Here is a 26,705-nt window from a genome sequence, read left to right as displayed (position 1 = left end):
GCCCAGAGCCCTGCAGAAACAAGGTGCAGAGCGAATCATCCCGTGCCACGTATTCGCGATTCCACGCGCGAGGAGTAGCATGACCGACGCCTCGCGCACGTGAGGCGTCGGTCGACTGTGCTGTGAAGTGGGGATGTGATGCGCACACCGCGGGCCTCGAGCATCCCCGCTCCCGTGGACACGGATGGGCTGCTGCGGCGCATCGTCTCCGCGGTCGGCCGGAAGATCGACGACTTCGCCCACCACACGCCGTCACGGTTCGCGGTGATCATCTTCACGAGCATCATCCTGCTGTGGACGACGATCTACATGCTGCCGATCTCGTCAGCAGACGGAACGGTCACTCCGTTCCACGAGGCGCTCTTCACGGCGGTCTCGACGATCTGCGTCACGGGCCTCTCCGTGGTCGACATGGCGACGCACTGGTCCGGGTTCGGACACTTCATGGTGTTCCTCGGCATGCAGGTGGGCGCGATCGGCGTGCTCACGCTGGCGAGCATCATGGGCGCGATCGTCACGCGGCGCCTCGGCCTGCGGCAGAAGCTCGTCGCCGCGAGCGACAGCAACGCCCTGCGCACGCACGCTGGCCCGGTCTCCGAGTCGCAGGCCGTGAAGCTCGGCGACATCGGCGGCATCCTCGCGACGGTCGCGATCTCGCTCGTCATCATCGAGACGTGCGTCGCGCTGCTCATCATCCCGCGCCTCCTCATCGCCGGTGAGCCACTGTGGGACGCGATCCTGGACGGCTTCTTCTGGGCGACCTCGGCCTTCACCAACACGGGCTTCATGCCGACGAGCACCGGCATCGAGCCGTTCGCGACGGATGCGTGGATGCTCACCTGCCTCGCGACCGCAGTGTTCCTCGGCAGCCTCGGCTTCCCCGTCATCTTCGCGCTCACGCGCTGGGTGAAGACGAGGCAGCGCATCTCCGTGCACGTGAAGCTGACGCTGTCGACGACCGTGCTGCTCTTCGTGCTGGGCGCGATCGCGATCTACTTCCTCGAGGGTGACAACCCTGCGACGATCGGCGCGCAGGAGCCCGTGTTCCGTCCGATGACGGCGGGCTTCATGTCTGCCATGACCCGCTCCGGCGGGTTCTCCACGATCGACCTCGCGAACGCCGACCCCGCCACGATGCTGGCGATGCAGATGCTGATGTTCGTGGGTGGTGGCAGCGCATCGACCGCCGGGGGCATCAAGGTCACGACGCTGGCCATCCTCTTCCTCGCCGCGTTCGCGGAGGCCAAGGGCGTCAACGACATCCAGGCGTTCGGACGCCGCATCCCGAACGACGTGCTCCGCCTCGCCGTCAGCGTGACGCTGTGGGGCGCGACGATCGTGGCCGTCTCCTCCATCTCGCTCATGCACTTCGCCTCCGTGCCGTTCGACGAGGCGCTGTTCGAGGCGATCAGCGCGTTCGCGACCTGCGGCCTGTCGACGGGCCTCACCGGCGATCTGCCGGAGCAGGGCGCGTACATTCTCTCCATCACCATGTGGCTCGGCCGCGTCGGCACGGTCACCATGGCCGCAGCCCTCGCGTCCAGCGAGCACAAGCAGCTGTTCCGGCTGCCCGAAGAAAGGATCATCGTTGGGTGAGCCGATTCCACACAATGCGCCGGTGCTCGTCATCGGCCTCGGCCGATTCGGCGCTGCGACTGCGGGCCAGCTGCAGCGTCAGGGGCGAGAGGTGCTCGCGGTCGACACCGACGAGGGCCTCGTCCAGAAGTGGGCGGAGCGCGTGACGCACGCCGTCCAGGCGGATGCGCGCAACATCGAGGCGCTGCGGCAGATCGGTGCGCACGAGTTCGCGGTCGCCGTCGTCGCGGTCGGCACGTCGCTCGAGTCGAGCGTGCTCGTGACAGCGAACCTGTCTGACCTGAAGGTGCCGCAGATCTGGGCGAAGGCCATGTCGGCGACGCACGGCAAGATCCTCGGCCGCATCGGCGCGCACCACGTCATCTACCCGGAGCGTGAGGCCGGTGAGCGCATCGCGCACCTGCTCTCGGGGCGGATGCTCGACTTCATCCAGTTCGACGACGACTTCGTGCTCGTGAAGCTCTACCCGCCGAAGGCGATCCGCGGGGTGCCGCTCATGGAGTCCGGGGTGCGCACGAAGTACCGAGTGACGGTCGTCGGCGTGAAGAGCCCGGGCAAGCCGTTCACCTACGCGATGGCCGACACCGTGGTCTCGAACCACGACCTCGTGATCGTCTCGGGTTCAGCTTCCGACGTGGAGCGGTTCGCCGCCCTCACGTAGCCGCACCGTCGACCCAGGGCACGTGGCCGGTGCGGCGCTGGCTGCCGTCGAACACGTGCCCCATGCGCTTGCTGTAGTGGAGCATGATGCTGCGCTCGACGACGCGCACGTCACCGTCCTGCACGATCTGCATCTCCACGTCCGGCGCTTCTGCGAGTGAGCTCAGCCAGACGATGGCGTACAGGTTCGCGCTGCCTCCCGCGAGCGCCGCGCAGGCACGCACGGACTGGCGCTGGCTGATGCGCGCGGCGGCCGAGTAGAGGCGGCCGGCCGGGACGACCATCCACAGCACCAGCGAATACGGCCAGCGGGGCTGCTCGAGCTGCACGTCGATGCGCTGCACGATGTGCCCGGACCGCACTGCGCGGTGCACGAACCGCCTCGCGTGCGCTTCCGAGACGCCGAGCGCCGAGGCCAGCTCGCTGCTGGGCGCGCGACCGTTGCGTTCGAGGATGCTGATGGCCGTCGCAAGGGCGGGTGAGAGCGACGCAGACGGGGACGTGCTGCCGTCTCGGGCCTCCACCTGTCGCGAGGACGTGCCGAACCCCGATCGCCAGTGCGAGCCGTCCAGGAACATCCGCGTCACGAGCATGGTGCGCATGCGTGCGACGTCGGCGTGCGAGGTCAGGCCGAGACGGAGGAACCGGCGCAGCTCGTGCACGTCAGGGACGAGGACGGTGAGCATGAGGTCGTGGTCGCCGGTGATCTCGGCGATCGTCACGACCCGCGGATGCGTGACGAACGCCTCGATGACGGTCTCGACGGACCCTGGCCTGCACTGCACCGCGACGATGGCGGTGACGACGCCGGAGTTCCAGCCGACGTGCGTCGTGACCCAGGCGGAGTCGTCAGATTGGAGCCGTTCCCAGCGACGGCGGGCGGTGGGAGCGCTGACGCCGATCGTCTGACCGATCTGCGCCCACGGCGCCCGCGGGTCCTCCTGCATGACGTCGATGAGCGCGAGGTCCGATTCGGACAGCACCGGGGACACTTCTCGCACCTGGAGATCCATATCGAACATATTGGACCAGTTTCTGGCCAGATGCGACCACCGTAACAAAGCCGTAAAGCAGAATCAGAACACTCAGGACAGCGAAGTCCCCTCGAACATCGGAGTGCTCATGACTCGGACTGACACCACGGAGCTCACGCTCGCGGAGGCGCCAGGACTCAGCGGAAGGATGCTGCGCGGCGTTGAGCGCATCGGCAACCGCCTCCCGCATCCGTTCTTCCTCTTCCTCATCCTCGCCGGCCTCGTCGCGGTCGCCTCGGCCGTTGCGGCAGGGCTCGGCGCTTCGACGATCGATCCGGCAACCGGCGACGTCGTCCCCATCCGCAGCATCCTCTCCTCGGAGGGCCTCGTCTACGCGGTCTCGACGGCGATCGAGAACTTCATCACGTTCCCCCCGTTCGGCCTCATCATCACGGTCATGCTCGGCATCGGCGTCGCGGAGCGCACGGGCCTGCTGAGCACCTTCATGCGCGCCACGGTGCTCTCCGCACCGAAGTGGGCCGTGACGTACGTGGTCGTCTTCGTGAGCCTCATGGGCAATCTGGCGTCTGACACGGCGGTCATCATCCTGCCCCCACTCGCCGCGGCCGCCTTCCTCGCCGCGGGTCGGCACCCGCTCGCCGGGTTCATCGCCTCGTATGCCGCCGTCATCGCCGGCTTCAGCGCGAACGTGGTCCCCGCAGGCACCGACGTGCTCATGTCCGGCATCACGACGAGCGCCGCGCAGATCGTCGACCCGGGCGCCGAGGTCTCCGTGCTCGCGAACTACTACTTCTTCGCGTCGTCGACCGTGATCCTGTCCATCACGATCACCCTGGTCTGCCAGCGCTTCCTCGAACCGAAGCTCGGCACGTACGTACCCCCGGAGACGAAGCTCCTCCCGGGCGCACCCACTCCCGACTCCGACCCGAAGCCGGTCAGCAGCAAGGAGCGCCGCGCACTCCTCATCGCGGCGGTCGCGATCGTCGCCTACCTCGCGGTGCTGGTGGTCCTCCTCCTGCTGCCGGGCTCCGCCCTGCAAGGTGAGGACGGCGCCATCCTGCGCTCGCCGTTCATGTCGAGCATCCCCATCTTCATCCTCTTCATGTTCCTCATCGGCGGCATCACCTACGGCGTCATCGCGGGGACCCTCACGAGCTGGGCGCAGGTCCCCACCATGATGACGGATGCGGTCAAGGAGCTCGTGCCGTTCATCGTCGTCATCTTCACGGCGGCCCAGGCCATCGCCTGGTTCTCGTGGTCGCAGATCGGCCTGCTCCTCGCCACCGGCGGGGCGGACGCGATGGAGGCGACAGGGCTCGGCGGCATCGGCGGCCTCATGATCTTCAGCGTCTTCGTGTTCGTCCCAGCGCTGCTGCTCACGAGCGGGTCGGCGCTGTGGACCCTGCTCGCGCCGATCTTCGTGCCCATGTTCATGCTCAACGGCGTGGACCCCGCCTACGTGCAGGCCGCGTTCCGCATCACCGACTCCGCATCGAACCCGCTCGTGCCGATGAACCCGCTGCTCCCGGTCGTCCTCGGCCTCATGCAGAAGTGGGCGCCGAAGGGAGGCCTCGGCACCCTGTTCAGCCTCGTCATGCCGTTCACGATCGCGATCTGGGGCGTCTGGCTGCTGCAGCTGCTCGTGTGGGGCCTCTTCGAGCTGCCCGTCGGCCCCGGCCATTCCCTCATGATGGGCGGCTGATCTGCGCGCCCCACGACCCGACTCCGACTCCGACCCCGACCCCGACCCAAGTGGAGGAACACCGAACATGAACACCCGCACCGACCACGTGCCCGCCATCGTCGACGAGCTCGGCGCGCATCTGCCCGCCCGCCTGCCCCTGCTCGCCGACGTCGCCGCCGACCTGCACGCCAACCCGGAGATCCGCTTCACCGAGGTGCACGCCGCGGCGCGGCTCTCGTCCGAGCTCGAGTCGGCCGGGTTCGCCGTGGAACGCGGCTTCGCCGGTCTCGACACGGCGTTCGTCGGCCGATGGTCGACCCCGGACGCGAACGCGGAGACCCCGACGATCGCCGTGTTCTGCGAATACGACGCACTGGAGGGCATCGGCCACGCCTGCGGGCACAACATCATCGCGGCCAGCGGGCTCGGCGCGGGGATGCTGCTGAAGGACGCGCTCACGGCCGCCCCTGGAACCCCCGCCCACCTGGTGGTGATCGGCAGCCCAGGCGAAGAGGGCGCTGCTGGCAAGGTCCCGATGATCGAGGGAGGGGTGCTGGACGGCATCGACCTCGCGATCATGGTGCATCCGGCTGCGACGAACACGGTCGGCGGATCGACGCTGTCGCGGGTGGCGCTCGACGTCACGTTCACGGGGCGTGCCAGCCACGCCGCCGCGAGCCCCGAGACGGGCATCAATGCGCTCGACGCCTCCACCCTCTCGCTGACCGCTATCGGGCTGCTCAGGCAGCAGCTGACCGACGATGCCCGCGTGCACGCGATCGTCACGGATGGCGGCCAGGCGCCGAACATCATCCCGGAGCGCTCGGCGCTGCGCATCTTCGTGCGCGCCAACGAGCGCGACCACCTGCTCGAGGACATCGTGCCCCGGGTGCGTGCCTGCTTCGAGGGCGCGGCGATCGCCACCGGCTGCTCGGTCCTGATCGAGGAGAACACGCCCGCCTACTACTCGCTCATCTCGAACCCCGTGCTCGCGGATCTCGCGCACTCGGCGTACGAGCGGCTCGGCCGGGCGGTCACGGAGGAGCCCATCACGGGGTCCACCGACATGGGCAACGTCAGCCACGTCGTCCCATCGATCCACCCGATGATCCAGCTCATTCCCGACGGCGTGACGCACACGAGGGAGTTCGCCGAGGCCGCAGACGGCCCGACCGCCTCAGCGACGATCGCAGATGGCGCGGCCATGCTCGCGGCCACGGCCCTCGCCGTGTTCCGGGAGCCGAGCCTCGCGGCCGAGGCGAAAGCGGCATTCGACGCGCGCTGATCACGTTCGCGGCGGGTTCTGAGCACTGACACGAGGAAGCCCCTCGGATGGACGCTGGTTCCATCTCGAGGGGCTTCGTCGTGCCCGACCGCTCGCGGAGCTCGACCGGCGCTAGTCGCGTCCCCCGGTCGTGTCCGCCGGAGGAGGAGAACCAGGCTGCGGCTGGCTCGGGACCTGCCCGTACGCGTGGCTGGGAGTGCCGCCGTAGGTCTGCATGGGCTGCTGCGCGGCCTGCTGGGCGAGCTGCGCCTGCTGCTGGGCATGCAGTTCGTAGGCGGCCCGAGCCTCGGCCTCGCGACGCTGCTTGGCGGTGACGAGCGGGGCCGTCGTGGTCTCGATGCCCTCCTTCTTCGCGCGCCAGATGACAAAGGCGGCGACGACGGCCAGGAACGCGGCAGGGAGGAGCATGATCGGGCCACCCGCCCCCGCAGAGCGGTCGATGCCTTCGCTGAGCTGGCCGGTGAGCACGGCCGGGATGAACAGCATGACGTTGTTCGACGCGTGGATGAGCACGGCGCTCTCGAGCCCGCCCGTGTACTTGACGGTGACCGACATGATCACGCCGAAGAAGAAGTAGTACCCGATGAGCCACCAGTCGCCCGCGCCGTGCGCGAGGCAGAAGAGCGTTGCGGAGACGGCGGTTCCGACGATGAAGGACAGCTGTGGGCCAGCGAACCATGAGCCGGCGGCGCGCTGGAAGCCGCCGCGCGCCACATACTCCTCAGCTGCGGCCTGGAAGGGCGTCGTGAGCAGCACGAACGCGAGCATGAGCATCGCGGTGCCGTCGATGTTGAGCTCGGCTGGCTCGAGCAGGAAGAGCGCGGCCGAGTAGACGGCGAAGACCGGAACGATCACCAGCGCGAGCTTGCGGAACCAGGACCAGCGGAAGCGGCCCGTCACCGACGAGATGGTGCCCGGCCGGACGCCGAACAGCATCCGCTGGCCGAGGTAGGCGAGCGGGAGGAGGGCCGCGAGCGCGAGGTTGTTGGTGACGAAGATCGAGGGCGTCATCGGGACGACGCCGGTTTCCATCATCGCCGTCATCTGCGCCTCGGTGAGCTCGCCGGTGAGCGCCGAGATACCGAACCCGATCAGGCCGATGGTCAACGACGTCGCGAAGAACCCGGCCACGAGGAACGCGATGAAGAGAACGCCCCTCCACCAGCCCTTTCCGCGACCGATCGGGCTCAGCGCGTGGTCGTACGTGAGTCTGCTGCTGCCGGAGGCGCGCTGCTCGGTGAGCGGAGCACTGCCGGTCGGGGTCGGAGTCATGCTGTGGTTGCTCATGCTTCGACGCTACTCAGCGGCGGATGCCGTGGGATCGGCCGCACGACTGATTCCGTTCCGCCGGGTGTCGGCTGCGCGACGGAGGCCCTGCCGAGCCCGGGTCAGCGCTTGTGCGCGATCAGGTCGCGCAGCAGCAGCCGGTCGACCCGGTTGCCGTCGCCGGCGAGCCAGTCGCCGACTTCGCGCAGCAGCGACTCCGTCGTCGCGAGGCGCACTCGCTGCCAGGTGAGCGCGTTGTCGACCTCGAGGGGCCCCTCGCGTTCCGCGACCACCGTCATCCAGCCGCGCACCTCGGACATCTCGCCGAACAGCTCGTGGAAGCGCTCGACGGCGTGCGGGAACTCGGCGGCAGGTGAGGAGAAGGCGACGCCGTTGTGGGTGAGCTCACCGTCACGCGAGATGCCGTACGTGCCGGGCGCCCACAGCTCGTCGTCGACGAGCGCGACCCGGCGACCGCTGACGATGGCGTGCGCGATCGAACCGGCATTCTGGCCGGGGACGCGCAGCCCGTGCACGACTCGAACGCCGGGGATGCGGAGAAGCTGAGCGAGCGGCTCGCCGACGGAGCGCTGGGCGAGGAACGCGCGCATGGGGTTCGTCCCGCCCGCAGTGCCACCCGCATCCATGGCCGTCTGGCCAGGCTCGCCCCAGACCCGCCTGCCACCGCCGGCAGGCGGGGCTGACTCGTTGGCGAGCTGCACCAGCAGCCGCTCCCTGGTGACCGCGACGCGTCGCTGAGCGAGACCCGACCACGCGAAGTAGCCGGACACGGCCGCGGCGAGGTAGATGGCGGCCTGCACGAGCAGGCTCGCGAAGGCCGGGTTCTGCATGCCGGCCGTCGTGGCGAACAGGGACATGACGCCGAGGGTCGCAGACAGCACGCTCGCCGCGATGGCGATCACGAGGGTCGCGAGCCACATGGCCAGCGCCCAGCGGTTCGCGCGGACTCTGAGACGCAGGGCGAGCCAGGCAGCGCTCAATCCCACGTAGAGGAGCACGGCCGGCCACATCGTCGGCTCGATGCCTGGCCCGAACGTGGGAACGGTGAGCCGAGCGAACGACACGTCGAGCACGAGGAGCAGCGCGCCGACGATGACGATGGCGGCGTGCACCGACACTGCCGTCAGCTCGCGGCGCGTGAACGGACGCGTCGCGGCCACAGCCGGCGGCCAGTACACGGGGTGCTCCGGCCAGCGGGTGCGGAACCAGGCCATGCGCCGGACGTCGAAGCTCTGGGCCGGGATGCGGGCAGGAGGCGGGGCGTCGCGGGTCGCGGGTTCCGCGTGCGCGCTGCGGCGCGGGGCTGAGGTGGCGGACTCCTTCGTCGCCCCGGAGCGCGGTGGCGTGCGGAATCGACCACCCCCGCCGGCCGAGCGTCTGCTCGTCGGAGCCCACTGGGTCCGCTGCTGCGAGCGGACACGCCGCGAGCCGCCGCCGGAGAGCCAGGCGTCATGCTCTTGGCGAGTGCTCTCCTCGGTGAGCACCTCGACCGCGAGGCGGACCCGCACGAAGTCGTCGGAGCTGCCGCCGAGGTCGGGATGCGACTCACGTTGCCGTGCGCGCCCGACTCGCCGGATCTCCTCGAAGGACGCGCTGCGGGAGACGCCGAGCACGAGGTACAGGTCTTCCGTGAAGACGTGCTTCCGACCGCTCATGGCCGCCCCTCCCGCTGTTCGTTCAAGTCATCAAGCCTACGCATCCCTTGCCCCAGTGCCCGCCGCCGTGCGGGCGAAGCGTGTGGTGCTCAGGAGTTCTCGGCGGCGAGCTCGGCCGAGCGTCGCTGGTTCGCGGCGAACGCACGCTCGAAGAGACCCGCGAGGTCGCCGTCCTGCAACTCAGCGACGGAGCGCTCGGTGGTGCCGTTCGGGCTGGTCACGCGCCGGCGCAGCTCGGCCGGCTCGGTGTCCGGGTCGCGCACGACCATGCCGACGGCTCCCTCGAACGTGCCGACCACCAGCTCCCTGGCGAGGTCCTCATCGAAGCCCAGGCGCTTCGTCGCCTCGAGGTACTGCTCGATCAGCAGGAACACGTGAGCAGGCCCCGAGCCGGAGACGGCCGCGAGCGCGTCGATGCGGTCTTCGTCGACGGTGGCGACGCGTCCGACGCTCTCGAAGAGCGCGACCGCGACGGCCAGCGACTGCTCGCTCGTCGACGCGTTGGCGGCAAGGCCCGTCACCCCGAGCCCGATGCTCGCGGGCGTGTTGGGCATCGACCTGACGATCTGGGCGCCCTCCGGCAGCCGGGCGGCCAGGCTCTCGAGGCGCACGCCGGCGGCCACGGAGATGACCACTGCATCCGGCTTGAGCGAGGACGCGATCTCGTCGAGGAGCTCGCCGATGAGATAGGGCTTGACGCCCAGGACGACGACGTCCGCGTGCTCGACTGCGGCCAGGTTCGCACGCGGCTCGTTCTCGAGCGCCGTCGTCGTGACCCGGTCGTCGCTCTCAGCGGCGGCGGCGGAAGCCGCCGACCTCGTCGTGACGTGGACGCGCGCACCCTCGCCGAGGGGCGCATCCAGCAGCCCGCGCAGGATCGCGCCGTTCATGTTGCCGCCGCCGAGGAACGCGTAAGTCAGTGCCGTCATACCCGGATTGTACGGATGCACCACCGACAACGCCCGAATGCAGCACCTGCTCTGAGAGACGTCAGGGTGGTCTCGGTATGCTGGCCGTTACTCGTCACCGTCGAAGGGGAACTCGTGCCGAATCCGGAACTCGCCGCACACATCCGCGAACTGCTGCTCGAAAACCCGCACGTGGGTGAAGTGCTCCAGGTGCGCAGCGTGGAAGTCGATGACCGAGTCACGCTCGTCGGCGTGCGCGTCTCCGTGCTGAACCTCCCCCAGGTGCTCGACCTTCCCCCGGTCCTCGCCCAGCTGCGCGCCCTCGTCCGTGAGGCGGCGCCTCACGCGGAGGCGATCTTCGTGGAGCCGGACGTGACGGAACGCCACAACGTGCACGTGAGCACCGAGTCGATCGTCATCCGCTCCGTCGACTAGCCGGAGCGCTCGAGAGTCAGTCGCGGAAGAAGCCCCGCACGAGGGCCCCGCACTCCGCCTCGCGCACGCCCGCGATGACGACCGCCCGTTCTGGCAGCCGTCGATCTCGCACGAGGTCGTACCGCGACCCGACGGCGCCCGCCTTGTCGTCCCAGGCGCCGTAGACGAGGGTGCCGATGCGGGCGGAGAGGATCGCGCCAGCGCACATGGCGCACGGCTCGAGCGTGACGACGAGCGTGCATCCGTCGAGCCGCCACGTACCGAGCCGCTCCGCGGCGCGGCGCAGGGCGAGCACCTCGGCGTGGCCGGTCGGGTCGCCGGTCAGCTCGCGCTCGTTGTGAGCGGTCGCGATGACGGCGCCGGATGCGTCGGTGACGACGGCCCCGATGGGCACGTCCCCGCTCGCGAGCGCCAGTTCTGCCTCGCCAAGGGCGATTCCCATGAGCTCGTGCAGGCGCTCGTCGACGTGGAGTGACACGCTGCCCATCTTCCCACCGCCGGGGCTGCGGGTCCGCGCGGATGTCACCGGGATGCCTCCGGCTTCGTTACTCTGTATTTCATGCGCCTGCACGTAGCCGACCACCCGCTCATCACCCACAAGCTCTCGGTGCTGCGGGACGAGAGGACCTCGTCGCAGCAGTTCCGCTCGCTTGTCGAGGAGCTGGTGACGCTGCTCAGCTACGAGGCGACCCGCGACGTGCGCACGGAATCCTACGAACTGCAGACGCCCGTCGCCAAGACCACGGGGCTGCGCATGACCGACCCCGTCCCGCTGGTCGTGCCGATCATCCGCGCTGGCCTTGGCATGCTCGACGGCTTCCTCAAGCTCGTCCCGAACGTCGAGGTCGGCTTCCTCGGGATGCGCCGCAACGAGGAGACGCTGCAGCCGGAGACCTACGCGAAGCGTCTTCCCGAGAATCTCGCGAACCGACAGTGCTTCGCGCTCGACCCGATGCTCGCCACCGGCGGTTCACTTGTCGCCGCGATCGACTTCCTGTTCGACGCAGGCGCGGTCGACGTGACGGCGATCTGCATCGTCGCTTCCCCCGAGGGCATCGAGCGGATGCGCGAGGCGTTCGCGGACCGGAACGTCACCGTCGTCGTCGGAGCGCTCGACGAGGGCCTGAACGAAGACGGCTTCATCGTCCCTGGCCTCGGCGACGCGGGCGACCGCCTCTACGGTGTCGCGGAATAAACTTCGCGTCATCTGTTGACATGCGCGGTCACGAAGAAACATACTGGCCGCATGACGAACCCATCGCGCACCCTGACCGCCTTTTCGGCGACGGGAACCGCTGGCATGATGATGCCCAGCACCGCGATGTCCTGTCGAATGTGTCGCTGACTCCGAATTCTGCTCGTCGAGTCGCCGCATTCTTTGCCCCCTTCTCCGTGAAGCTCTCTCTCGAAGAAGGAACACTGCGCCCCCTGGGCCAGCTTGACCGCACTGCTCTCTGCACCCGGTCGCACCCCGCTGAGGCTCCAGCCCCTCGGCATCGTTCGCGAACCGTCGCGAACCGGCCCCGCCTGCACGCGGGCGCCTCGAGCATCATCACCCCAAAGGACTTCACCCAATGTCTCTCGCAACCGACTTCCGCCGCCCCCGCACCCTGAATGCCGTGACCCAGATCCCAGAAACCCCCCGCCCCGCCTACGTCCAGGCGGTCTCCGCCGCGCCAGAGGCGCGCGGTTTCGTTCTCTACGTCGGCCTCGACGAGGCCAAAGCCAACCTCGACGGAACGACGCTCACCGAGCTCGTCGAGGCGCTCAAGCGCGTCACGGCCGAGGTTGCGCCGCATGCTGAGACGCACGCCGCCGTGGCGCTCGCCCCCAAGGGCGCGGGAGGTCGCGACGTCGAGGTCGTTCGCCTCGCGCTCCAGGACCCGCAGGCGCTGGCCGCGCGCGGCGTCGAGGAGGACCACCAGCCGGACCCGGCGGAGGGCGTCACGATCGACACGACCCGCAAGCGCGTGAGCGTCTCCGGCGAGAACGCCGGCCTCACCTACAAGGAGTTCGAGCTCCTCCAGGCGCTGGTGCTTCGCGAGGGCCGCACCGTCGACCGCACAGAGATCATCGACATCCTCTGGCGCGACAGCGACGAGGAGCGACCGAACGAGCGCACCATCGACGTGCACGTCCGACGCCTCCGCTCGAAGCTCGGCGCGTACGGCGACATCGTGCGCACGGTGCGCGGAACCGGATACCGCTTCGACCGGCACGCCGACGTCGACGTGCTGTACCCGAACGCGCAGTCACCCGACCGCCTCTGAGCGCACGCCGAGCCGTTCCCTCCTCCGCATCGGAGTACCCGGATCAGGGCAGTCCTGCCCCATCATCGCGCCGGATTCCGCCGAGCAATGTACTGGCCAGTACACTCGACGGAAGCTGCCGAGACGAAGAAGCAGGAGGCCCGATGCCGACGACGAGCAACCCCGTAGAGGCGTGGGAATCGCTGTTTCGTGCGCAGGTCTCCATCATGCGTGAGCTGCGCGGCGAGTTCGCGAGCAATTCGATGTCGATGAACGAGTACGACGTACTCTTCAACGTCGTCCGCGAACCGCAGGGGCGCATCCGCCTGCGAGACCTGAACCGCAACGTGCTCATCACGCAGTCGTCCGTGTCGCGGCTCGTCGACCGCCTTGTGCAGCGCGGCTTCCTCGTCAAGATCGACGACCGGCTCGACCTGCGCTCCACGCTCATCGAGATCACCCCGGACGGTCGGGCCGAGTTCACGCGCGCGGCGCGCACCCACATGCGCAACATCCAGGAGCGGATGACAAGCGCGCTCGACGCCGACGAGCTGCGCACCCTGCAGTACCTGTGCACCAAGCTGCGCCTCGGGCAGGCGGGCGGGCGTGGTCGTGACGCCGACTCCTGATTTCGCGTGGCCCGGTGCCGCTTCCGCGGCTCCGCTCGACGCTGCGAGCGCCAACGCGCTCGCCCACGGACTCCAGGTGCTCGCCGACCCGACAAGGCTGCGCATCCTCTCGCTCGTCGCGGCGAATCCCGATCGGCCGACGACGGTGACCGAGCTAGTGGCTGCTCTCGGATGCGCGCAGTCCACGGCCTCGCACCACCTGCGGGTCCTCGTCGACGGCGGGTACCTCAGCTATGAGCGCAGCGGCACGTGGGGGCTGTATCGTCTCGAGGCGCCGAGGCTTCTCGAGACGTCGGCCAGCATCCGTCCGCGCTGATCGACGCCGCACGCGCGGCCCCGATCGAGGCATCTTCGACGCTCCGGCTGGAAACATCCCTTTGTTGCGGGAAGTTCCCCAACACGAAGGGACATACCCATCCCGAGTCGTCGAGCGAGGCCCGGCCGCGGGTCAGCCGTCGAGGTGACGCTCGTCGACGCCGTTGTAGACCGCAAGCGGGCGGATGAGCGAGTTGGCCGCCGCCTGCTCCATGATGTGAGCCGTCCATCCGGTGATGCGCGCCGCCGCGAAGATCGGCGTGAAGGTCTGGGTATCGAACCCCATGAGGTGGTACGCGGGGCCAGCCGGATAGTCGAGGTTGGGCTTGATGCCCTTCCGCTCGCCGAAGCTCTTCTCGAGGGCCTCGGCCAGTTCGAGCAGGTCCGGGCGGTCGTAGTGCTCGACCAGCCGCTCGAGCGCCGCGTGCATGGTGGGCACGCGTGAGTCGCCGTTCTTGTAGACGCGGTGCCCGAAGCCCATGATCTTCTTCTTGCTCGCGAGGGCGTCGTCGAGCCACGCCTCGACGTTGGCGGCCTCGCCGATCTCGTCGAACGTATGCATGACCGCCTCGTTCGCGCCGCCGTGCAGCGCCCCCTTGAGCGCACCCACGGCGCCGACGACGGCCGAGTAGAGGTCGGCCGTCGTGGAGGTGATCACGCGGGCGGTGAACGTGGATGCGTTGAACGAGTGCTCGGCGTAGAGCACCATCGAGACGCGGAAGGCGTCGACGACCTCGGGGGCAGCCTCCTCACCGAAGGTCATCCAGAGGAAGTTCTGCGAGTAGTCGAGGTCATCGCGCGGTTCGACGAGCTCCAGCCCGTGCCTGCGCCGCTGGTCGTACGCGACGATCGCGGGCAGCGCGGCGAAGAGCGCCTTCGCCTTCGCGAGCTCCGCATCCGCCGACGGGTCTTCCGCGTCCGGGTCGTTGGCGCCGATGATGCTCACTGCCGTGCGCACCACGTCCATCGGATGCGCTGACTTCGGCAGCGCGTCGATCACGGCGCGCACGTTGTCCGCGAGCGCACGACCCGCACGCTCCTGCGCCACCAAGTCGGCGAGCTCGGACTCGCTCGGCAGCTCGCCGCCCCACAGCAGCAGGGCGACCTCCTCGAAGCTCTTCTGCGCTGCGAGCTCCTGCACCGGGTAGCCGCGGTACAGCAGCGAGTTCGTCTCCGGATTGACCTTCGAGATGGCGCTGTAGTCGACGGGCACCCCTGCGAGGCCCTTGTAGATCTCCTGCTCAGTCATCGTTGACCCGGCCTTTCCTGAACGGTGAAATTGAACACTCCGCTGTCGAAGTGGTTATACCCCTCGTAGTCGACAAGGTCGTACAGCTCCGAGCGGTGCTGCATCTCGTCGAGCTTGCCGGTGAGGGTCCCGTAGCTGATGAGCTCGTCGAGCGCACCGGCGGTCGCCCCCATGGAGATGCGGAGCGTCGAGACGGGCCAGATGACGAGGTTCATGCCGACGTCGGCGAGCTGCTGCACCGTGAAGAGCTCGCTCTTGCCGAACTCGGTCATGTTGGCGAGCAGTGGTACGTCGACCGCGGCGCGCATGGCCTCGAATTCCTCGAGCGAGGCCATGGCCTCGGGGAAGATGGCGTCGGCACCCGCATCCACGAGCTTCTTCGCGCGGTCGATGGAGGCGTCGAGCCCCTCGACCGCCCGGATATCGGTGCGGGCCATGACGAGGAAGTTGTCATCTCGCCGCGCATCCACCGCCGCCCTGATGCGCTTCAGCGCGGTCTCCTCGTCGACGACCTGCTTGCCGTCGAGGTGTCCGCAGCGCTTCGGGTTGACCTGGTCCTCGATGTGCATGCCGGTGAGGCCCGCGTCCTCGAGCTCCTGCACGGTGCGGGCGACGTTCATGGGCTCCCCGAAACCGGTGTCCGCGTCGATGATGGCGGGCAGCTCCGTCATGCGGGCGATCTGCTTGCCACGGCCGGCGACCTCGGTGAGCGTCGTGAGGCCGATATCCGGCAGCCCGAGATCGGCCGAGAGCACGGCTCCGGAGATGTAGACGCCTTCGAAGCCCTTCTGCTCGATGAGGCGGGCCGAGAGCGGGTTGAAGGCGCCAGGGAAGCGCAGCAGCTCGCCGCTCGCGAGGCTCGCGCGGAACGCGGCGCGCTTGTCGGCTGGGCTGGTCTTGGCGTACAGCATCAGAAGATCCCCCCACCTTCGGTGTACTCGATCGTGCCGGGCAGCGCGACGAAGCCGAGCTGGCCGAGCTCCCCAGGCGCGAGCTCGGGGAGGCGCTGTGCCGTGTCGAGGAAGCGCTCGATCTCACCGTCGTCGACGACGCCCGCCGCGAGCGTGCGGAACTTGTTCACGTACTCTGCGCGCGCGAACGGCCGCGCGCCGAGCGGGTGCGCGTCGGCGACGGCGATCTCGTCCCGGATGACCGTGCCGTCGGTGAGCGTGATCTCGACGCTGCCGCCGAACGCCTTCTCGGCGATGTCCAACGAGTGGTAGCGGCGGGTCCACTCCGGGTCCTCCTCGGTCACGACACGCTTCCACAGCTCGACCGTGTCCGGCCTCGCCGCGCGCTCCGGCGCGTACGAGCCGACGTGGTGCCAGGCGCCGTCCTGCAGGGCGACCGTGAAGATGTACGGGATCGAGTGGTCGAGCGTCTCCCGGCTCGCCGACGGGTCGTACTTCTGCGGGTCGTTCGCTCCGGAGCCGATCACGAAGTGCGTGTGGTGGGAGGAGCGGATGAGGATGCGCTCGATCCGGTCGGGGGCCGTGGCAAGCTGCGGGTGCTCGTTGTGGAGCTTGCGGGCGAGGTCGATCCAGGCCTGCGCCTGGTACTCGGCCGAGTGCTCTTTCGTGTAGCTGTCGAGGATCGCGGTCTTCGACTCCCCCGAATCCGGGAGCGGCACCTGGTAGCGCGCATCCACGCCGCCGAGGAGCCAGGCGATGACCCCGTCTTCACCCTCGTAGATGGGGGTCGGGCTGGTCTGGCCGCGCATGGCGCGGTCGACGGCTTCGACCGCCATCTTCCCCGCGAAGGCCGGCGCGTGCGCCTTCCACGTCGAGATCTCGCCCTTGCGCGACTGCCTCGTCGCCGTGGTCGTGTGCAGTGCCTGGCCGACGGCCTGGAAGATCGTCTCCGCGTCGAGGCCGAGGAGCGTGCCGATGCCCGCGGCGGCCGATGGGCCGAGGTGCGCGACGTGGTCGATCTTGTGCTTGTGGAGGCAGATGCCCTTGGCGAGGTCGATCTGGATCTCGTAGCCCGTCGCGATGCCGCGCACGAGCTGCTCACCGGAGATCGCCCGCTGGCCGGCGAGGTGCTGGGCGACGGCGAGGATCGGCGGGATGTTGTCGCCCGGATGCGAGTACTCGGCGGCGAGGAACGTGTCGTGGTAGTCGAGCTCGCGCACCGCGACGCCGTTCGCCCAGGCCGCCCACTCCGGCGACGTGCGCTGCGCATCCTCGAGCCCGAAGAGCGTCGCGCCGACGCCGTGCCGCGAGACGCCGTGCGCGAGCGCCTGGTCACGGGCCGCGACGATCGGGGCCCGCGTGAGGGAGGCCGCTGCGACGGCGGCGTTGTCGATGACCCGGTTGATGACCATGTCGGTCACGTCCGCCTGGACGGGGACGGGGTCGGCCGCGACCTCGGCGATCTTCCACGCCAACTGGTCGTGGCGCTCGAGGTTCTCGTCGCTTCGGTGGACTCGGACGTCGTGGAGATTCACGTGGAGAGGATCCCTTCGGGAGGAGATGGCTGGGACAGGGTCGGGCGCGGCGCGCTCGGCTGCGGCTCATGCGCCTGCAGTGAGGCGAGCGCGGTCGTGAGGCTCCGATGCAGGTGGAAGTGGGTCGCGTGCGATGCGAGGCGCGGGTCCCTCGCGAGGATCGCGTCGACGACACCGAGGTGCTCGCTCGCCGCTTCCCGGAGTCGTTCCGGATTGTGGCTCGACAGCCTGCGCACCCGTGACGAGTGAAGGCGGCACGACTCGAGCGCCACGCTCAGGTACTCGCTGGCGGCCGCCTCATCGATGGCACGATCGAGGGCATCCACCAGCTCGAAGTACTCGATGACACCCGCGTCACCGAGCTCGAGCAGCTGAGGGGCCTCGAGCAGTCGGATGCGGATGGCCTCGAACTGCGTCGCTTCACGGCGCATCGCCGCGAGCGCCGCGGCCTGCGTCTCGAGCGCCTCTCGGAGCTCGTAGAGCTGCACGACCCGCTCGGTGCTGATCTCGGAGACGACGAGGACCCGAGGCGACTGGCTGCGGACCAAGCCATCGGCGAGAAGCCGAGTGAAGGCGCCGCGGACCGGCGTGCGGGAGACATCGAGGCGGCTTCCCTGCTCCACCTCGGTGAGGACGGTGCCGGGTGGAAGCGCGCCCGCGAGGATCTCCTCGCGGAGCACCGCGTAGACCCGATCACTGGCACGCATGGAACCCCCTCGTTCGAACATCCCTCAATGTATGCATTAGCCGACTTTCAGGCAAGCACATTCCGGACATTGCCAGCCTGTGCATACATAACCACGCGAGTCGAACGTGCCATAACCTTGGCGAGCAGACGCCCTCCCTGGCGAGCGCACCCCCTGTTGCCGAGGAGGCACCGATGGCCGACCCAACCCGAGCGGCACTGTCCAAGACGACGGCCGACCTGTTCCGCAGGAACCCCGTCATGTGGGGGTTCTGGGTCGCGATCGGACTGCTGCTCGCGGCGCTCCTCGCGACCACCGTCATGCAGCTGTCCTCCGTGCTCGTGTCGATCTTCGTGGCGTTCTTCATCACCCTCGGACTCGACCCGCTCGTGCGCTGGCTGCAGCGGAAGGGCCTCAAGCGCGGGATGGCGATCGTCGTCGTCATCCTGGCCTTCATCGCGATCGTCGTCGGCCTCGTCTGGGTCGTCGTCCCCATCCTCGTCTCGCAGATCACGCAGCTCGCGACGACCGTGCCGCAGGAGGTCGACCGCCTCATCGCCGAGGGCTGGTTCGACGACGTCAACAGGGCGACGAACGGCGCCGCCCAGAACGCCCTCGACTGGGCGCAGGACACGCTCGTCGACCCGAACACGTGGGCGACGGTCGGCGGCGGGGCCCTGCAGGTAGGCACGACCATCGTCAACGGGGTCTCGAGCGGCATCTTCATCTTCATCCTCGTCATCAACTTCGTCGCGACGCTCGGCAAGATGAAGCAGGCCGGCTACTCGCTCATCGACGCGTCGGTGCGACCGCGCTTCGAGGACTACGCCGAGCGCATCATGGCGTCCGTCGGGTCCTACCTGAGCGGCATGGTCGTGCTCGCCTTCATCAACTCCGTCTTCAGCGGCCTGCTGCTGTGGGCCGTCGGCGCCCCGTACCCGTTCATCGTGGCCGTCGTGGTGTTCTTCATCACGCTCATCCCACTCATCGGAACGATCGTCACGACCATCGTCATGACGATCATCGCGCTCTTCGCGTCGCCGATCTCGGCACTGATCGTGCTCATCTCGATGCTCGTCTACATGCAGGTCGAGGCGTACATCCTCACCCCGCGAGTCATGTCGAAGGCCGTGCAGATCCCCGGCTCCGTGGTGCTCATCGCGGCCCTCGCGGGTGGCACGCTGCTCGGCCTCCTCGGCGCACTCGTCGCGATCCCGATCTCCGCCGGCATCATCCTGCTCATCCGCGAGGTCGTCATCCCCCGCAAGGCACGCAACTGATCGCCTCGGCCTCGAAGCCCGTGCGGCCCGCGAGACGGGACGTTCGGTCACCTCCCGCGGACGCACGATCAACCACGAGACGCCGTCTTCGGCAAAGGTGAGAGCATGACCACCGGAACCATCCCCACTGTCCCCGCGACGCAGTCACCACGGACGCAGATACCCGCGAAGACGGCGTGGGCCGCCATCGCGGCCATGATGGCGACGAGCTTCGTGCTCGTCCTCGCCGAGTTCCTGCCGCCGAGCCTGCTGCCCTCGATGGCCGCCTCGCTCGGCATCACCGAGGGGCAGGCGGGCCAGACGGTCACGGTGACCGCGTTCGTCGGATTCCTCACCGCCCCGACCATCGGCATCCTCGTCCCCCGCCTCGACCGCCGCACGCTGCTCGTGATCCTCGCCGGGGCCGCCGCACTCTCGAGCGCGATCGTGGCCGTCGCGCCAGGCTTCGTGCTGCTGCTCGTCGCGCGCCTCCTGCTCGGCGCCGCGCTCGGCGCCTTCTGGGCAATGTCGATCGCCATCGCGGCGAGCCTCTCGCAGCCCAAGCACCTGGGCCGCGCCATCATGCTCGTCAACACAGGGACGACGGTCGCGACCGTCGCCGGCGTGCCGCTCGGCAGCTACCTCGGCACGATCATGGACTGGCGCCTCATCTTCGCGAGCGTCGCCGTCGTGACCGTGGCCGTCGCAATCGCCCTCCGAGTCGCCCTTCCCCACGTGCCACCGACCGCGTCGAGCGGCGGCCTGCGCTCCCTGGTGGACACGCTGCGCGTACCGGGCATCCGCGTCGGGCTCACGGGGCACATCCTCACCGTCCTCGGACACTTCGTCGCGTTCACGTACATCCGCCTCGCCATCGACCGAGTGCCCGGACTCGACAGCGTCGGCGTGGCCGCGCTGCTCGTCGCGTTCGGCATCGGAGGCGTCGCCGGCAACTTCCTCGTCGGACTCCTCGTCGACCGACACCTCGCGGTGCTCCGCTTCGCCGTCCCACTGCTCATCGGCGTCTCCATCGGCATCGTCGCGCTCGCGCCAGGTGAGGTGTGGCTCGTCGCCGTGGCCGTCACCACCTGGGGCATCGGCTTCGGCGGCTGGCTCACGACCCTCGGCACGTGGATGGGTCGACTCGTGCCCGACCGCATGGAGTCGGGCGGCGGGCTCTCGGTCGCGGGGTTCCAGCTCGCCATCACGCTGGGCGCCGGCGTCGGCGGGCTCCTCATCGACCTGATCGGGGTCACACCCGCGCTCGTCGTCGCCTCGGCGTCCGCGATCGTCGGCGGCCTCATCTTCGGCAGCGCACGGTTCCCGGGCCGCACCGACTGAGGTCGCTTCGACCGACTGAGGTCGCTTCGGATGCTGGCGTCGGCTGCGTGAGGCTTCGCGGGCGCCAGCATCCGCTCGCGTGTCGTCCAGGCCCCGCACGGGAGCGGATGCCCGCTACGAGCTCGCGCGAGGCTCCTGGACTGCTCCCGACCGCGCCTCGACCCTCCAGCGACCCGGAGTCGACCCGGTGTGGCGCTGGAACGCGCGGCTGAAGCCAGCCTGCGACTCGTAGCCGAGCCCGCTCGCGACCGCGCCGATCGTCAGCTCGCTCCGCAGCAGCAGCCCCTTCGCCGTCTCCATGCGCACACGCGTGAGGTACCCGATCGGCGTCTCCCCGACCGCCTCCTGGAACCGGAGGGCGAACGCCGAACGCGACATCCTCGCGGCCCTCGCGAGATCGTCGAGCGTCCACGGGTGGCCCGGCTCCTGGTGGAGTGCCTCGAGCGCGGCCGCGATCCGTGGCTCCGCAACGTCCCGCAGCCAACCCGCCGGCGCGCATCCCGCCTCGTTCCAGGCCCGAAGCGCCGTCGACACGATGGTCGTCGCGATGCGGCTGCAGATGACGGCGTCACCGGCGCGAGGGTGCGCGCTCGAGCCCCCGCGCCGACCGGACTCGCTGTCACGGCCCCAGGCGCACGCCATGCCATCGATGAGGGCCACCATCGAGGGTTCCTGCCGCGCGAAGTCGCGCACGACCAGCGCGGCGGGCAGCGTCTCGGCCGCGGCATGCGCGAACGGGGCCGCCTCGAAACCCACGTCGATGAACTCGACGTCGCCCGTCGCCAGCACCGATATCGAGTGGGCGCGCGGGAAGAACACGAGCTCACCAGCCGAGAGATCCTCGCTCGGCGCTCCCCGCACCGCAAGTCGCGCGACACCGCTGAAGACGTAGACGAATCCCGGCCCATCGTGGCGTCGCGCAAACGGCTCGCCAGACGTGAGCTGGTGCCGGTGCGAGCCGACGAGCGTCCATTCGAGCGACGCGAGGGCCCGATCGAGGGCATCGCTCGTGGGTGCGTGCGGCGTCAAAGTGGTCACGTTCACTCGAACGCCCCGGGGCAAGCGCTTGTTCCACGGCTCACCGGATGCGACGGGGCATCCCGGTCGACGGGTTCGCCGTCGGGCGATCAGCTCAGCAGGTGCGCCTGCCCGAACATGTCCGCGGTCGCTCGCGCGGATGGCGTCCCCGCGTCAAGGTCGGCGCCCGCCGCCCGGAGCAGCCGAACGATCTCGTCCTCCCCCTTGAAGAGAGCGCCGGCGATGGGCGACTGGTCTCGCGCATTGCGCAGGTCGACGTCCGCGCCGCGACCGATGAGCGCTTCGACGGTGCCCGCGTGACCGCTGTACGCGGCGAGCATCAGCGCGGTGTTGCCGGCCGCATCCTGCAGATCGACGGGCATGCCCTGATCGATGAGATCCAGCAGCGTCTGGCTGTCCCCGCGACGAGCACAGCCCATCGCGAGCTCCTTGAGGGCCACCACTTGTTCTGGAGTCAGTTCGGGCATGCCGACAGGGTATCCGCTCGCTCGTGTGCCACTGGGAGGACGGTTCCTCCGCGGTGAGCCGCACGGCCTGCGCGCCCGAGGAGTGCGTCCGCTCCGCCGCACGGTCCCCGCGAGGGGGCCTCCGATCGACTGCGCCTAGTCGCTACGATGTGGCCATCCCCCTGAGCATCGGAGCACCCGTGAAGACCATCGGCGTCAGCATCGCAGTCGCGGCAGCCGCTCTCCTGCTCCTCACCGGATGCGCGGCTCCCGCCGCATCCGCAGCCGGCACCTGGGGTACCCCGAACTCGAGCGGGCAGGGGGAACCAGGCCTCAACCTCGCCGACGACGGCAAGGTCACGGGCAACGACGGCTGCAACCGCCTCATGGGCGAGTGGACGGAGACCGACGGCACGGTCGAATTCGGGGCGCTCGCCTCGACGATGATGTTCTGCGAGGGCGTCGACACGTGGCTGCTCGGCGCGAGCTCCGCCGAGATCGACGGCGACTCGCTCGTGATCTACAACGAAGCGGGCGACCAGATCGGAACGCTGCCCCGCGGCTGACGGGCCGCCGCATCCTCGCCCGCCACCTCCGCGCCTAGGGCAATCCGGCGAGCCCGCACGTTCCGAATACCACCCACAGAGACAGACACTGACCGGAGGGTAGGATTCTGCGTTGATCATGCTTTCCTTCTCCCAACCTCAGCCAGTGCACTCGCGCATCGTCGGAGTCGGCTACGAGTCGCCGGAGCGCGTCGTCACCAACGACGAGCTGTCGCAGACTCTCGACACCAGCGACGAGTGGATCACCTCGCGTGTCGGCATCCGCGAGCGCCGCCTGGCCGCAGAGGGGCAGAGCGTCACCGACCTCGCGGCGGCAGCAGGCGTCAAGGCGCTGCTCTCCGCCGACGTGCAGGGCTCGGACATCGACATGGTCATCGTCGCCACGATGACGGCAATGGACCGCTCGCCATCAACCGCCGCCCAGGTGGCGACGCGCATCGGCGCGACCCACCCTGTCGCCTTCGACCTCAACGCCGCGTGCGCCGGCTTCTCCCAGGCCCTCGCCGTCGCCGACCAGGCGATCCAGGCCGGTTCCGCGAGCCGTGCCCTCATCATCGGTGCCGAGCGCATGAGCGACTTCATGGACTGGACCGACCGCACCACAGCCATCCTCATGGCCGACGGAGCGGGCGCCGTGGTCCTCGAACGCAGCGAGACACCCGGCATCGCGCCCGTCGCCTGGGGCTCGCAGCCCGAGCTCGGCAACCTGGTGCGCATCCAGCAGCCTTCCGGCCGCTTCGAGCAGGAAGGGCGCAGCGTCTTCCGCTGGGCCATCACGCAGGCGCAGCACGTCGCGATCGACGCCCTCGCGAAGGGTGGCGTGCGGGCGGACGAGCTCGTCGCGTTCGTGCCGCATCAGGCGAACCTGCGCATCATCGACGCCCTCGGCAAGCAGCTCGGCCTCGCCGACGAGGTCGTCGCGCGCGACGTCGTCTACTCGGGCAACACCTCGGCCGCATCCATCCCGATCGCCCTCGCGAAGCAGGTCGAGGCCGGTGTCGCCGAGCCAGGTGGGCCCGCCCTGCTGCTCGGCTTCGGCGGCGGCTTCTGCTACTCCGGGCAGGTCATCGCGTTCCCCGAGGTCCGCAACCCCGCGTAAGCGCGAGCGCCGGCCGAGTCCCCGGGATCCCGCCCGGCGGCCCGCTTTCGGGATGGGAACCTCGCTTCCTTGCGGGAAGTTTCCCGCGATAGAGCAAGAAACCCATCCCGAGACGCACATCTCGACGACACTCCACGGACGCCGCCATCAACCACGTCCGCGGACCGGTTTCTCGCCTCCGGATGGGTTTCGCGCTTCCGGATGGGTTGCAAGCCATCCGCGTGCGTGAAAGCCATCCCGAGTCGGGGCCGACAGCGGAATCTGCCCCGCAAGCCCGAACACGCAATCTCGGGATGGGAACCTCGCTTCCTTGCGGGAAGTTTCCCGCGATAAAGCGAGAAACCCATCCCGAAACTCGGGCGACGCCACGCGACGCGAGCCGGTCGCGCGGCGCAAACGCGGGCGAGGCGTCGCGGCCAAGCGCGCGGAGCCGCGCGCGGCGTCAGCGGTGCAGGTGGGCGCGCTCGATGAGGGCTTGGAACTGCAGCTCGGCGGCGCCGATGAAGAGCAGGTCGCTGCCGAGTCCGGCGCGCACGACTTCGACTTCGCCGTAGTTCGGGGCGAGGGTGTGCTCGGCGAGGATCTCGAGGAAGTAGTCGCGTTCGAGGTCGAGGAGCACGCCGAGGAACCCGCCGAGGACGACGCGCTCCGGGTTGAGGATGTTGATCATGTTGCGCACGCCGACACTCAGCACGCCGAGCTGCCGGTGCGTCTCGAGCTTCACGGCCGGGTCGATGCTCTGCTGCAGCATGCGCTCCAGCTCGTCGTCGCTCGCGCTCTTGGTGCCGAGCGCGGCGAGGAGGCGGCGCCTGCTGACGACGCGCTCGAGTTCGTCGTCGCCGGAGGTGCCGAGCGCGGCGGGGGTCGCGACGAGGTTGTGGCCGAACTCCCCCGCGTATCCGGCGACACCGTGCAGGAGGCGGTCGTCGGCGATGATGCCGCCGCCGATGCCGCTCGCGCCGCCGTTCATGTAGAGCATGTTGCTGATGCCGCGGCCCGCGCCGAAGATGTGCTCGGCGACTGCGCCGAGGTTGGCGTCGTTCGCGGCGAGGACGGGGAGGCCCGTCGCCTGCTGCAGCTGCTCGGCGAGTGGCACGTCGCGCCACTCGAAGTGGGGCACCCAGCGCACGAAGCCGTCGGAGGCGCGGACGAGGCCGGGCACGGCGACGCCGATTCCCACGCATTCGTAAAGGGTGTCCAGGCTCTCGCTGAGCCCTTCGACGAGCGCTTTCACGATGGCGACGGCCTCTTTGGCGGTCGGTGGCTTCTCGGTCTCGAAGCGGATGCGCTTCAGCAGTTCGCCGCGAAAGCTCACGACGCCGACGTTGAGCGCGTCCACTTCGGGGACGACGGCGACGGCGACGATCTTGTCGCACACGTTGACGATGGGGCTCGGCCGTCCGACGAGGTTCGTGGCGACGGGCTCCTGCTCCTCGACGATACGTCGATCTGCGAGCTCTGCGACGAGGGCGGCGATGGTGGAGCGGTTGAGGCCCGTCTCGCGGGTCAGCTCGGCTCGGGATGCCTGGCCGCCGCGGTGGAGGCGCTCGAGGATGAGGGAGAGGTTCGACGACGCGACGCGATCGGTGGGCATGCGCGTCCTCTTCTCTCGCTCATCATCGTGGTGGTGGTGGTCTTCTGCTGTCCTGGTTCGTGCACGTCGGCGCTCGGCCGAGCCGCTCCGCCGCCAGCGCCGGGTGGGCGCGGGCGGCGGAGCACTGATCAGCTGCGTCCACCTCGGCGCTTGCCGAGCACGTCGATGGCGACTGCGAGCAGCAGCACGAGTCCCTTGATGACCGACTGCCACGCCGAGTCGACCGAGAGGATCGAGAGTCCCATGTTGAGGACACCCATGATCATCGCGCCGATGACTGCGCCGATAACGGTACCAACTCCGCCGGTCACGGCCGCGCCGCCGATGAAGGCAGCCGCGATGGCGTCGAGCTCGTACGTGTTTCCGGCGGACGCGACGGCGCCACCTGCGCGGGCGGTCGTGACGATGCCGGCGAGGGCGGCGAGCACACCCATGTTGACGAAAATGAGGAAGTTGACGCGCTCGGTGCGCACGCCGCTCATCTTGGCCGCGAAGAGGTTGCCGCCCATGGCGTAGACGTTCCGGCCGAAGACGGTGCGCTGCAGGATGAACGTGTAGAGCATGATGAGCACGGCCAGGATGATCAGGATGATCGGGAGGCCCTTGTGCGCGGAGAGCAGCCAGGCGAAGGCGAGGACGGCGACCGCGACGATGGCGAGCTTCGCGATGAGCGCTCCGCCCGGTTCGACCGGGAGGTCGAGCTTCTTGCGGCGGGCGCGGGTGCGGAGCTGGCTTCCGATGACCGCGGCGACGACGACGAGCGCGATGAGCATGGTGACGACGTCGTGTCCGCCCAGCATGGTGCCCATCGACTGTGGCAGCGAGCCCTTGCCGATGGCGACGAACTCGTCGGGGAGCGCGTTGATCGTGCCGCCCGTGAGGAGGACGAGGGTGAGGCCTCGGAAGAGGAGCATGCCGGCGAGCGTCACGATGAACGCGGGTATGCCCACGTAGGCGATCCAGAATCCCTGCCAGACGCCGATCACCGCCCCGGCCGCGAGGCCGATGAGCACGGCCGCGAACCACGGCAGGCCCCATTGGGTGATGGCGATGGCCGTGATGGCGCCGACGACGGCGACCACCGATCCGACCGACAGGTCGATGTGGCCGGCGATGATCACGATGATCATGCCGACCGCGAGGATCAGCACGTACGCGTTCTGCTGGATGAGGTTGTTGATGTTGGCGGGGAGCAGTAGCTTTCCGCCGGTGAGGATCTGGAACAGGATGATGATGACGGCGAGGGCGCCGAGGATCCCGTACTGGCGGACGTCGACGGACAT

26 protein-coding genes are annotated in these 26,705 nt (G+C 69.1%); 13 read left to right on the top strand and 13 right to left on the bottom strand.

Annotated features, from left to right (window positions below):
• Positions 1 to 138: 138 nt before the first annotated feature.
• Both F8O03_RS11385 and F8O03_RS11380 read left to right on the top strand, forming a co-directional pair.
• The gene (locus tag F8O03_RS11385; RefSeq protein ID WP_104254520.1) at positions 139 to 1,596 is read left to right on the top strand and encodes a TrkH family potassium uptake protein; all 1,458 of its coding nucleotides are present in this window, start codon (positions 139 to 141) and stop codon (positions 1,594 to 1,596) included.
• Complete coding sequence (locus F8O03_RS11380) at positions 1,589 to 2,257, top strand: potassium channel family protein (protein WP_068478414.1); 669 nt, start codon at positions 1,589 to 1,591, stop codon at positions 2,255 to 2,257. Before F8O03_RS11385 ends, F8O03_RS11380 begins: the two co-directional genes overlap by 8 nt.
• Here F8O03_RS11380 and F8O03_RS11375 read toward each other — a convergent pair.
• Positions 2,250 to 3,257 carry an Lrp/AsnC family transcriptional regulator gene (locus F8O03_RS11375; RefSeq protein ID WP_167516549.1) on the bottom strand — a complete coding sequence of 336 codons (1,008 nt, stop codon included), beginning with the start codon at positions 3,255 to 3,257 and terminating at the stop codon, positions 2,250 to 2,252. The two genes, F8O03_RS11380 and F8O03_RS11375, sit on opposite strands and share 8 nt — an antisense overlap.
• 121 nt (positions 3,258 to 3,378) lie before the next feature.
• On the opposite strand from F8O03_RS11375, the gene F8O03_RS11370 reads away from it, so the two are divergent.
• Together F8O03_RS11370 and F8O03_RS11365 are read left to right on the top strand one after the other, a co-directional pair.
• A complete protein-coding gene (locus F8O03_RS11370) occupies positions 3,379 to 4,953 on the top strand; it encodes an AbgT family transporter (RefSeq protein ID WP_151423943.1) in 1,575 nt (524 codons plus the stop codon).
• Between the two features lie 67 nt (positions 4,954 to 5,020).
• Positions 5,021 to 6,220 carry a M20 family metallopeptidase gene (locus F8O03_RS11365; RefSeq protein WP_151423942.1) on the top strand — a complete coding sequence of 400 codons (1,200 nt, stop codon included), beginning with the start codon at positions 5,021 to 5,023 and terminating at the stop codon, positions 6,218 to 6,220.
• 111 nt (positions 6,221 to 6,331) lie between these two features.
• Here F8O03_RS11365 and F8O03_RS11360 read toward each other — a convergent pair whose 3' ends face one another.
• From F8O03_RS11360 to proC, 3 genes are all read right to left on the bottom strand, one after another.
• Positions 6,332 to 7,507, bottom strand: coding sequence for a CPBP family intramembrane glutamic endopeptidase (locus F8O03_RS11360; protein ID WP_151423941.1), 1,176 nt, complete (start codon positions 7,505 to 7,507; stop codon positions 6,332 to 6,334).
• Between the two features lie 101 nt (positions 7,508 to 7,608).
• Positions 7,609 to 9,162, bottom strand: a complete 1,554-nt coding sequence (locus F8O03_RS11355) for a DnaJ domain-containing protein (protein WP_151423940.1) — start codon at positions 9,160 to 9,162, stop codon at positions 7,609 to 7,611.
• Positions 9,163 to 9,251: 89 nt separating this feature from the next.
• Complete coding sequence (gene proC / locus F8O03_RS11350) at positions 9,252 to 10,091, bottom strand: pyrroline-5-carboxylate reductase (RefSeq protein ID WP_151423939.1); 840 nt, start codon at positions 10,089 to 10,091, stop codon at positions 9,252 to 9,254.
• Positions 10,092 to 10,205: 114 nt separating this feature from the next.
• Here proC and F8O03_RS11345 point away from each other — a divergent pair, with 114 nt between their 5' ends.
• A complete protein-coding gene (locus F8O03_RS11345) occupies positions 10,206 to 10,505 on the top strand; it encodes a hypothetical protein (protein WP_146079215.1) in 300 nt (99 codons plus the stop codon).
• A gap of 16 nt (positions 10,506 to 10,521) precedes the next feature.
• On the opposite strand, the gene F8O03_RS11340 is transcribed toward F8O03_RS11345, so the two are convergent.
• Positions 10,522 to 10,983: a nucleoside deaminase gene (locus F8O03_RS11340; RefSeq protein WP_333909635.1), complete on the bottom strand. Its 462-nt coding sequence runs from the start codon at positions 10,981 to 10,983 to the stop codon at positions 10,522 to 10,524.
• An 81-nt stretch (positions 10,984 to 11,064) separates the two neighbouring features.
• Between F8O03_RS11340 and upp the strand changes: the two genes are divergently transcribed.
• From upp to F8O03_RS11320, 4 genes are all read left to right on the top strand, one after another.
• Entirely contained in the window at positions 11,065 to 11,700 is a 636-nt protein-coding gene (gene upp, locus F8O03_RS11335) for a uracil phosphoribosyltransferase (protein WP_151423938.1), read from the top strand.
• A gap of 379 nt (positions 11,701 to 12,079) precedes the next feature.
• Positions 12,080 to 12,775 (top strand): winged helix-turn-helix domain-containing protein, encoded by a 696-nt coding sequence (locus tag F8O03_RS11330; protein ID WP_151423937.1) that lies wholly within the window; start codon positions 12,080 to 12,082, stop codon positions 12,773 to 12,775.
• A 143-nt stretch (positions 12,776 to 12,918) separates the two neighbouring features.
• Positions 12,919 to 13,383 (top strand): MarR family winged helix-turn-helix transcriptional regulator, encoded by a 465-nt coding sequence (locus tag F8O03_RS11325; RefSeq protein ID WP_104254510.1) that lies wholly within the window; start codon positions 12,919 to 12,921, stop codon positions 13,381 to 13,383.
• Positions 13,361 to 13,699 (top strand): ArsR/SmtB family transcription factor, encoded by a 339-nt coding sequence (locus tag F8O03_RS11320; RefSeq protein WP_151423936.1) that lies wholly within the window; start codon positions 13,361 to 13,363, stop codon positions 13,697 to 13,699. Before F8O03_RS11325 ends, F8O03_RS11320 begins: the two co-directional genes overlap by 23 nt.
• A gap of 132 nt (positions 13,700 to 13,831) precedes the next feature.
• On the opposite strand, the gene F8O03_RS11315 is transcribed toward F8O03_RS11320, so the two are convergent.
• From F8O03_RS11315 to F8O03_RS11300, 4 genes are read right to left on the bottom strand one after another with little or no spacing between them, the layout of a single operon-like run.
• On the bottom strand, positions 13,832 to 14,947 hold the full coding sequence (locus F8O03_RS11315; protein ID WP_151423935.1) for a bifunctional 2-methylcitrate synthase/citrate synthase: 1,116 nt from the start codon (positions 14,945 to 14,947) through the stop codon (positions 13,832 to 13,834).
• Positions 14,944 to 15,858 carry a methylisocitrate lyase gene (prpB, locus tag F8O03_RS11310; protein ID WP_151423934.1) on the bottom strand — a complete coding sequence of 305 codons (915 nt, stop codon included), beginning with the start codon at positions 15,856 to 15,858 and terminating at the stop codon, positions 14,944 to 14,946. Before prpB ends, F8O03_RS11315 begins: the two co-directional genes overlap by 4 nt.
• On the bottom strand, positions 15,858 to 17,393 hold the full coding sequence (locus F8O03_RS11305; RefSeq protein WP_151423933.1) for an MmgE/PrpD family protein: 1,536 nt from the start codon (positions 17,391 to 17,393) through the stop codon (positions 15,858 to 15,860). Before F8O03_RS11305 ends, prpB begins: the two co-directional genes overlap by 1 nt.
• Positions 17,390 to 18,100 (bottom strand): GntR family transcriptional regulator, encoded by a 711-nt coding sequence (locus tag F8O03_RS11300; protein ID WP_151423932.1) that lies wholly within the window; start codon positions 18,098 to 18,100, stop codon positions 17,390 to 17,392. Before F8O03_RS11300 ends, F8O03_RS11305 begins: the two co-directional genes overlap by 4 nt.
• A gap of 173 nt (positions 18,101 to 18,273) precedes the next feature.
• On the opposite strand from F8O03_RS11300, the gene F8O03_RS11295 reads away from it, so the two are divergent.
• Together F8O03_RS11295 and F8O03_RS11290 are read left to right on the top strand one after the other, a co-directional pair.
• Positions 18,274 to 19,359, top strand: a complete 1,086-nt coding sequence (locus F8O03_RS11295; protein WP_151423931.1) for an AI-2E family transporter — start codon at positions 18,274 to 18,276, stop codon at positions 19,357 to 19,359.
• Between the two features lie 105 nt (positions 19,360 to 19,464).
• Positions 19,465 to 20,679: an MFS transporter gene (locus tag F8O03_RS11290; RefSeq protein ID WP_151423930.1), complete on the top strand. Its 1,215-nt coding sequence runs from the start codon at positions 19,465 to 19,467 to the stop codon at positions 20,677 to 20,679.
• A gap of 114 nt (positions 20,680 to 20,793) precedes the next feature.
• Here the strand turns inward: F8O03_RS11290 and F8O03_RS18255 are convergent, their stop codons facing one another.
• Both F8O03_RS18255 and F8O03_RS11280 read right to left on the bottom strand, forming a co-directional pair.
• The gene (locus tag F8O03_RS18255) at positions 20,794 to 21,717 is read right to left on the bottom strand and encodes an AraC family transcriptional regulator (protein ID WP_208851852.1); all 924 of its coding nucleotides are present in this window, start codon (positions 21,715 to 21,717) and stop codon (positions 20,794 to 20,796) included.
• An 89-nt stretch (positions 21,718 to 21,806) separates the two neighbouring features.
• Positions 21,807 to 22,184, bottom strand: a complete 378-nt coding sequence (locus tag F8O03_RS11280; protein WP_104254501.1) for an ankyrin repeat domain-containing protein — start codon at positions 22,182 to 22,184, stop codon at positions 21,807 to 21,809.
• 149 nt (positions 22,185 to 22,333) lie between these two features.
• Here F8O03_RS11280 and F8O03_RS11275 point away from each other — a divergent pair, with 149 nt between their 5' ends.
• On the top strand, positions 22,334 to 22,729 hold the full coding sequence (locus tag F8O03_RS11275; protein WP_244296206.1) for an META domain-containing protein: 396 nt from the start codon (positions 22,334 to 22,336) through the stop codon (positions 22,727 to 22,729).
• A 145-nt stretch (positions 22,730 to 22,874) separates the two neighbouring features.
• Complete coding sequence (locus F8O03_RS11270; RefSeq protein WP_244296204.1) at positions 22,875 to 23,828, top strand: beta-ketoacyl-ACP synthase III; 954 nt, start codon at positions 22,875 to 22,877, stop codon at positions 23,826 to 23,828.
• A gap of 442 nt (positions 23,829 to 24,270) precedes the next feature.
• Here the strand turns inward: F8O03_RS11270 and F8O03_RS11265 are convergent, their stop codons facing one another.
• Both F8O03_RS11265 and mmsB read right to left on the bottom strand, forming a co-directional pair.
• Positions 24,271 to 25,422, bottom strand: a complete 1,152-nt coding sequence (locus tag F8O03_RS11265; RefSeq protein WP_104254500.1) for an ROK family protein — start codon at positions 25,420 to 25,422, stop codon at positions 24,271 to 24,273.
• A 128-nt stretch (positions 25,423 to 25,550) separates the two neighbouring features.
• On the bottom strand, positions 25,551 to 26,705 hold the full coding sequence (mmsB, locus tag F8O03_RS11260; RefSeq protein WP_104254631.1) for a multiple monosaccharide ABC transporter permease: 1,155 nt from the start codon (positions 26,703 to 26,705) through the stop codon (positions 25,551 to 25,553).

This window comes from Pseudoclavibacter terrae (assembly GCF_008831075.1).
In the GTDB taxonomy this organism is placed as follows: domain Bacteria; phylum Actinomycetota; class Actinomycetes; order Actinomycetales; family Microbacteriaceae; genus Pseudoclavibacter; species Pseudoclavibacter terrae.
This window is presented reverse-complemented; position numbering and strand designations above follow the sequence as displayed.